This is a genomic window from Acidisphaera rubrifaciens HS-AP3 (assembly GCF_000964365.1).
Taxonomy (GTDB): Bacteria; Pseudomonadota; Alphaproteobacteria; order Acetobacterales; family Acetobacteraceae; genus Acidisphaera; species Acidisphaera rubrifaciens.
The window spans coordinates 1-6,047 of the sequence record NZ_BANB01000140.1 but is presented as its reverse complement, the minus strand read 5'-3'; the positions used below and the strand labels follow the sequence as shown (position 1 = coordinate 6,047).

At 72.2% G+C, this 6,047-nt stretch carries 8 protein-coding genes and 2 tRNA genes; 7 read left to right on the top strand and 3 right to left on the bottom strand.

Features of this window, described 5'->3' with window-relative positions; translation table 11 throughout:
- The first annotated feature begins 29 nt into the window (after positions 1–29).
- Genes B8460_RS20835 through paaE form a run of 3 tightly spaced genes read left to right on the top strand, consistent with a single transcriptional unit; the run spans position 30 to position 1,673 of the window.
- A complete protein-coding gene (locus B8460_RS20835; RefSeq protein ID WP_241771115.1) occupies positions 30–83 on the top strand; it encodes a phenylacetate-CoA oxygenase subunit PaaI in 54 nt (17 codons plus the stop codon).
- Entirely contained in the window at positions 77–598 is a 522-nt protein-coding gene (paaD, locus tag B8460_RS05265) for a 1,2-phenylacetyl-CoA epoxidase subunit PaaD (protein ID WP_048860528.1), read from the top strand. Before B8460_RS20835 ends, paaD begins: the two co-directional genes overlap by 7 nt.
- Positions 579–1,673: a 1,2-phenylacetyl-CoA epoxidase subunit PaaE gene (paaE, locus tag B8460_RS05260; RefSeq protein WP_199445552.1), complete on the top strand. Its 1,095-nt coding sequence runs from the start codon at positions 579–581 to the stop codon at positions 1,671–1,673. The genes paaD and paaE overlap by 20 nt, the downstream gene beginning before the upstream one ends.
- A 44-nt stretch (positions 1,674–1,717) precedes the next feature.
- Here paaE and B8460_RS05255 read toward each other — a convergent pair whose 3' ends face one another.
- Together B8460_RS05255 and B8460_RS05250 are read right to left on the bottom strand one after the other, a co-directional pair.
- Entirely contained in the window at positions 1,718–2,980 is a 1,263-nt protein-coding gene (locus B8460_RS05255) for an ammonium transporter (protein WP_048860527.1), read from the bottom strand.
- A gap of 281 nt (positions 2,981–3,261) precedes the next feature.
- Positions 3,262–3,337 (bottom strand) — tRNA-Asn (locus B8460_RS05250).
- A 123-nt stretch (positions 3,338–3,460) separates the two neighbouring features.
- On the opposite strand from B8460_RS05250, the gene B8460_RS05245 reads away from it, so the two are divergent.
- Positions 3,461–3,544, top strand: a tRNA-Leu gene (locus tag B8460_RS05245).
- Here B8460_RS05245 and B8460_RS05240 read toward each other — a convergent pair.
- The gene (locus tag B8460_RS05240; RefSeq protein WP_084623252.1) at positions 3,513–3,935 is read right to left on the bottom strand and encodes an ArsR/SmtB family transcription factor; all 423 of its coding nucleotides are present in this window, start codon (positions 3,933–3,935) and stop codon (positions 3,513–3,515) included. The two genes, B8460_RS05245 and B8460_RS05240, sit on opposite strands and share 32 nt — an antisense overlap.
- A 226-nt stretch (positions 3,936–4,161) precedes the next feature.
- Between B8460_RS05240 and B8460_RS05235 the strand changes: the two genes are divergently transcribed.
- The 3 genes from B8460_RS05235 to B8460_RS05225 are packed head-to-tail and all read left to right on the top strand — an operon-like array spanning position 4,162 to position 6,034.
- Positions 4,162–5,097 carry an MBL fold metallo-hydrolase gene (locus B8460_RS05235; protein ID WP_048860526.1) on the top strand — a complete coding sequence of 312 codons (936 nt, stop codon included), beginning with the start codon at positions 4,162–4,164 and terminating at the stop codon, positions 5,095–5,097.
- Positions 5,094–5,537: a YeeE/YedE family protein gene (locus B8460_RS05230; RefSeq protein WP_148360367.1), complete on the top strand. Its 444-nt coding sequence runs from the start codon at positions 5,094–5,096 to the stop codon at positions 5,535–5,537. The genes B8460_RS05235 and B8460_RS05230 overlap by 4 nt, the downstream gene beginning before the upstream one ends.
- A gap of 44 nt (positions 5,538–5,581) precedes the next feature.
- Positions 5,582–6,034, top strand: coding sequence for a DUF6691 family protein (locus B8460_RS05225; protein ID WP_048860525.1), 453 nt, complete (start codon positions 5,582–5,584; stop codon positions 6,032–6,034).
- Positions 6,035–6,047: the final 13 nt, after the last annotated feature.

Sequence of the window (6,047 nt, the reverse complement as noted above, 5' to 3'; positions counted from 1 at the left end):
ACGGCCGCCACACCGAGCATCTCGGCCACCTGCTCGCGGAGATGCAGAGCCTCGCGCGCGCGCATCCGGGCGCCACATGGTAGACGCGGCACTCGCCCCCGATGGTGTGGCCGACCGCGCGACCGATTTGCGCCGCCGCGCCTGGGACGTCGCCGCCGCCGTCGCGGACCCGGAAATCCCGGTCCTCACGCTCGCCGATCTCGGCGTGCTGCGCCGGGTGGACGTGACGGACGACGGCGCCGTGCGCGTCGAGATCACGCCCACCTATTCCGGCTGCCCCGCCATGGACGTGATCGCGCAGGACCTTCGCGCCGCCCTCGCGGACGCGGGCTTCGGCGCGATCGAGATCGCGACCGTGCTCGCGCCCGCCTGGACCACCGACTGGATGAGCGATGCGGGGCGCGAGAAGCTGCGCGCCTATGGCATCGCGCCCCCCGCGCGCGGCGCCTGCGGTGCCGACGCCGACGCGCCGCCCGCCTGTCCGCGCTGCGCGAGTCCGCGCACGGAGCGCATCAGCCAGTTCGGCGCCACCGCCTGCCAGGCGCTGTGGCGCTGCCTCGACTGCCGGGAGCCGTTCGATCATTTCAAGTGCCACTGACCGCTCGCCCCGCTTCCACCCCCTGACCGTCGCGCAGGTGCGGCGCGAGACGGCCGACGCGGTCTCCGTCGTGTTCGACGTGCCGCCGCCGCTCGCGTCCGCCTACGCCTTCCAGGCGGGGCAGTACCTGACCCTGCGCCGCGAGATCGAGGGGGCGGAGCGGCGCCGCTCGTACTCGATCTGCGCCGGCGCGGACGAGGGCGTGCTGCGCATCGCGATCAAGCAGGTGGACGGCGGCCTGTTCTCCACCTGGGCGCTCGCGGAACTCAAGCCCGGCGACGTGCTCGACGTGATGACGCCGACCGGCCGCTTCGGCCCGGCGCTGCCGGCGGGCGCGGGGTTGCTGCATGTCGCGATCGCCGCCGGCTCCGGCATCACGCCGATCGTCTCCATCGCCGCGACCGTGCTCGCGCGCGAGCCGGACAGCCGCTTCGTCCTGCTCTACGGCAGCCGCAGCACGGAGACGATCCTGTTCCGCGCCGTGCTGGAGGATCTCAAGGACCGGTATCTCGGCCGGTTCTCCGTCGTGCACGTGCTGTCGCAGGAACAGCAGGACCTGTCCGTCCTCAGCGGCCGGCTCGATGCCGAACGGCTCGACGCGTTGCTGCGGGGCCTGACCGGCGGGGCGCGCATCGACCACGCCTATGTCTGCGGCCCCGCCGGCATGATCGACGCGGCCGAGCGCGTGCTGGCCGCACTCCCCGCGCCGCCCGGGCGCGTGCACGTGGAGCGCTTTACCTCCGCCCTCGACGGCGTGCCCCGCGCGCCCGTCCCCGTCGCCGCCGACGCGCCGCCGCACGCCACGGCCGCCGTGATCCACAACGGCGCCCGCCGCGACGTGCCGGTGGCCGAGGGCGAGGCGATCCTGGACGCGGCGCTGCGCGCCGGCCTCGACCTGCCGTACGCGTGCAAGGGCGGCATGTGCTGCACCTGCCGCGCCCGCGTGACCGAGGGCGCGGCGACGATGGCCGTCAACTATTCGCTGGAGCGGTGGGAGGAGGAGGCCGGCTACGTCCTCACCTGCCAGGCCCGCCCCACCACGTCGCACATCGTCGTGGACTACGACACCGCATAGGAGACGGCAGGCCGCCCGCGCCGCGGCCCGCGCGCCCACGCCGCTCAGAACACCTGCTCGCCGTGCAGCACGAGGTCGAGCCCCTCGCGCTCCTCGTCGCGGGTGACGCGAAGGCCGACCAGGACATCGGTCGCCGCCAGCAGCGCCCAGCTCGCCAGCCCGCACCACGCGATCGTCGCCACCACCGCGACCGCCTGGACGCCGAGCAGGTGCAGCCCGCCGACATACGCGCCGCCCGGCGCCGTGGCACTCGCGGTCAACGGGCCATAGGCGAACCAGCCGGTCGCCAGCGTGCCGATGATGCCGGCCACGCCATGCACGCCGAACGCATCGAGGCTGTCGTCGTAGCCGAGTGCGGCCTTCAGCGTGGTGGCGGACCAGAAGCAGACCACGCCCGCGACGATGCCGATGGCGAGCGCGGGGCCGGGCAGCACGAAGCCCGCGGCCGGCGTGATCGCCACCAGCCCCGCGACGGCGCCCGAGATCGCGCCGAGGACGGAGGGTTTGCCGCGCAGGAACCACTCCGCGAAGGTCCAGCTCAGCGTCCCGCCGGCCGCCGCGATCTGCGTCGCCAGCACCGCCATGGCCGCGCGCCCGTTGGCGCCTAGCGCGCCGCCGGAATTGAAGCCGATCCAGCCGACCCAGAGCAGCGAGGCGCCGATCACCGCGTAGCTGAGATTCCACGGCGCCATGTTCTCGTGCCCGTAGCCGAGCCGCCGGCCCAGCATCAGCGCGCAGACGAGGCCGGAGACGCCGCAGTTGATCTCGACCACCGTGCCGCCCGCGAAATCCGCGACACCCAGCCGCGCGAGCCAGCCGCCCGGCGCCCAGACCCAGTGCGCGAGCGGCGCATAGACCACCAGTGACCACAGGGTGAAGAACACCAGCAGCGCGGAGAACTTCATCCGGTCGGCGCAGCTGCCCGTCACCACCGCCGGCGTGATGATCGCGAACGCCATCTGGTAGAGCAGGAACACCGATTCCGGGATCGTCGTCGGGGTGGCCCCGGCGGTGCCCGCGCCCAGGGTGAACGGCTTGTCCCACCCGTCGGCGAGGCCGTTGAGGAACAGCCGCGACAGATCGCCCACCCAGGCGTTGCCGTTGGTGAAGGCCAGCGTATAGCCGGCGATCATCCACACCACCGTCATCGCGGCGCACAGGATGAACGACTGCATCATCGTCGCCAGCACGTTCTTCTTGCGGACCATGCCGGCATAGAACAGCGCTAGCCCCGGCACGGTCATCAGCAGCACCAGCACGGTGCTGAACAGCACCCAGGCGACGTCGCCCGGCACGATATGTTGCACGTCGGAAATCTCCCGGTCTTCGGGCGGCCACCGGCAGCAAGAAGCGCACCAGGAGGGGCGTGTCGCGTATGTCACGGGGCGGGCAGGGGATGCCCATTTTTCCGGCACGCGACGATGCCGGCCGGCGAGGCAGGTGCCTTCGCATTGGCACATTTTACCCGCCGCCCCACTGCCCAATTTCGCGGCAGCCGCGCGCCACGGCGCGGCGGGGGCCGCGCGCGGGCACGCGTGACCGGGCGGCGCCGGACGCAGGCGGATTGGCAGAATTGGGTGGGGGAAGGTGGCTCCCGGAGTAGGACTCGAACCTACGACCGAGCGGTTAACAGCCGCTTGCTCTACCAGCTGAGCTATCCGGGATCACTGGCCGCACGTCGCCGTGCGGGGCGCCCTATAGCGAAGGGCTTGCCGGCTTGCAAATCATGCCGGACAACACCGCCACGCGGTCCCGCGCCGGCCCGGCCGCGGGCGCCCCGCTGGGCGGCGAGAGTGGCGGAACGGTAGACGCAGACGACTCAAAATCGTCCGGCGAAAGTCATGGGGGTTCGAGTCCCCCCTCTCGCACCAGCGCCGCCGCGGCCGACGCCCGGCCGCCGCCGAACATCACCTCGATCGTTCGCACGCAGGTCGCGACATGCGCGTCGGCGAGCGAATAGTGGATCTGCCGCGCCTCGCGCCGTGTGCGCACCGTCTCCGCCCGGCGCAGCTGTGCCAGTTGCTGGCTCAGCGCCGGCTGGCCGATCCCCGTCGCCGCGTCGATCTCGCCCACGGTGCATTCCCCGCGCAGCAGCCGCGACAGGATCATCAGCCGGTGCGGATGGGCGAATACCCGCACCCGCGCCGCCGCCGACATGGCCCTGTCGCGCGCATGGTACAGCGCCGGCGTGGCGCCAGCGCCGCCCCCATTTCCGTCCTCCGCCCCGCCGCTCTCCGCTTCTGCACCATCCCTCTTCGTCATGCCCCGTCCCTTGCCCCGCTCATCCGCCCCGGCTGCGGCCCCGTTTTCACGCCGATACCGCCGCCGTGCGCCCCGCCTTGACACTTTCATACATTCTAGTTTTCAGTATATCTGAAAGTCTTAAATCGTGCTGACGTCCCGCCCTTCGACCTGACATACTGCGCCCAACACACCCTGGCCGTTCCGCGACGATCATGCCGACGGCCGCCAACCTCGGGAGGGGCCGATGACCGTCGAGACCGATCAAAGCCTCCTTGCCGCCACCACGCAGATCGAGGCGGCGCGCGCCGGCGCCTTTCCCGCCCTCGCGGTGGAGGCCTTCTTCGACGAGCCGACCAACACGGTCAGCTACGTCATCCACGATCCCGCCACCCGTCAGGCCGCGGTGGTCGACAGCGTGCTCGACTTCGACGCCGCCGCCGGGCGCACCTCCACGGCCTCGGCCGATGCGTTGATCGCCTATATCGAGCGCGAGAAGCTGACCGTCGAATGGCTGCTGGAGACGCACGCGCACGCCGACCACCTCTCCGCCGCTCCCTACCTGCAACGCCGGCTCGGCGGCGCGATCGCCATCGGGCGCGAAATCGTCACCGTGCAGAACGTGTTCGGCAAGATCTTCAATTTCGGCACCGAATTCGCGCGCGACGGATCGGAGTTCGACCGTCTGTTCGATGACGGCGACCGTTTCTCGGTCGGCGGCATCCCGGCGATCGCGCTGCACGTGCCGGGCCACACCCCGGCGGACATGGCGTACGCGATCGGCGGCGCGGTGTTCACCGGCGACACGCTGTTCATGCCCGATTACGGCACCGCCCGCGCCGACTTTCCCGGCGGCGACGCGCGCGCCCTGTACCGCTCGATCCGCCGCCTGCTGTCGCTGCCGCCGGAGACGCCGCTCTATCTCTGTCACGACTACAAGGCGCCGGGCCGCACCACCTATGCGTGGCAGACGACGGTGGGCGAGGAGCGGGCGCACAACGTCCACGTCAACGACGGCGTGACCGAGGACGATTTCGTCGCCATGCGGACCAAGCGCGACGCCACCCTGTCGATGCCGAAGCTCATCCTGCCGTCGGTGCAGGTCAACATGCGCGCCGGCAACCTGCCGCCGCCGGACGAGGAGGGGCGGCGCTATCTCAAGCTGCCGTTGAATCAGCTGTGAACGACATCATCGCCCGCGCCGCCCCGCTCTCCGGCCTCGCCGGTGGGCTGATGATCGGCCTTGCCTCCGCCCTGATGCTGCTCGGCGCCGGCCGTGTCGCGGGCGTCAGCGGCTTCGCCGCCCGCGCGGTCGGCGTCGGCATCTCCTCCACGCCGCGCATGGTCGCGGGGGCCTTCGTGCTCGGCCTGCCGCTCGGCGCCCTGCTGCTGGCGCTGCTGCACGGCCCGGTGGCGCAGCGCTTTCCGGCCTCGCCCCTGGTGCTGATCGCGGGCGGGCTGCTGGTCGGATTCGGCACGCGGCTCGGCGCCGGCTGCACCAGCGGCCACGGCGTCTGCGGCCTGTCGCGCCTGTCGCCGCGCTCGATGGTCGCGACGCTGACCTTCATGGCCATGGGGATGCTCACCGTGGGCGTGCTGCGCGCGCTCGGCCTGATGTGGTGAGCCGGATGACGACGCGGACGGCAACTGGACGGGGGACCACGACGATGCGGGCGGATGCGGGTATCGGCTTGCTGGCCGGGCTGATCTTCGGCGCGGGGCTGGCCCTGTCGGGCATGGCGGACCCGGCGCGGGTGCGCGGGTTCCTCGACATCTTCGGCGCCTGGGACCCCACGCTCGCCTTCGTCATGGGCGGCGCGCTGGTGCCGATGGTCATCGCCTGGCGGATACGTGCGCGCATGGCCCGCCCGTTCGCGGCGCCGGCCTTCGACCTGCCGACGCGCACCCAGCCGGACCGCGCCCTGCTGACCGGGGCGGTGCTGTTCGGCATCGGTTGGGGCGTGGCCGGGCTATGCCCCGGACCCGCGATCGCCGACCTCTCGCTCGCGCCGCTGCCGGCCGCGATCTTCGTCCTCGCGATGCTGGCCGGCATGGGCCTGCACCGGCTCGCGGTGGACCGGCCCGTCTACGGCGGCGCCGCCGGCAGCCCCGCGCGCTGACGCGCCGGGCCGC

Bases quoted from the DNA above. Each gene is read 5' to 3' on its own strand.
- B8460_RS05235 (WP_048860526.1), top strand. From the start codon at position 4,162: ATGACCGTCGAGACCGATCAAAGCCTCCTTGCCGCCACCACGCAGATC.
- B8460_RS05225 (WP_048860525.1), top strand. From the start codon at position 5,582: ATGCGGGCGGATGCGGGTATCGGCTTGCTGGCCGGGCTGATCTTCGGC.
- paaD (WP_048860528.1), top strand. From the start codon at position 77: ATGGTAGACGCGGCACTCGCCCCCGATGGTGTGGCCGACCGCGCGACC.
- B8460_RS05240 (WP_084623252.1), bottom strand. From the start codon at position 3,935: ATGACGAAGAGGGATGGTGCAGAAGCGGAGAGCGGCGGGGCGGAGGAC.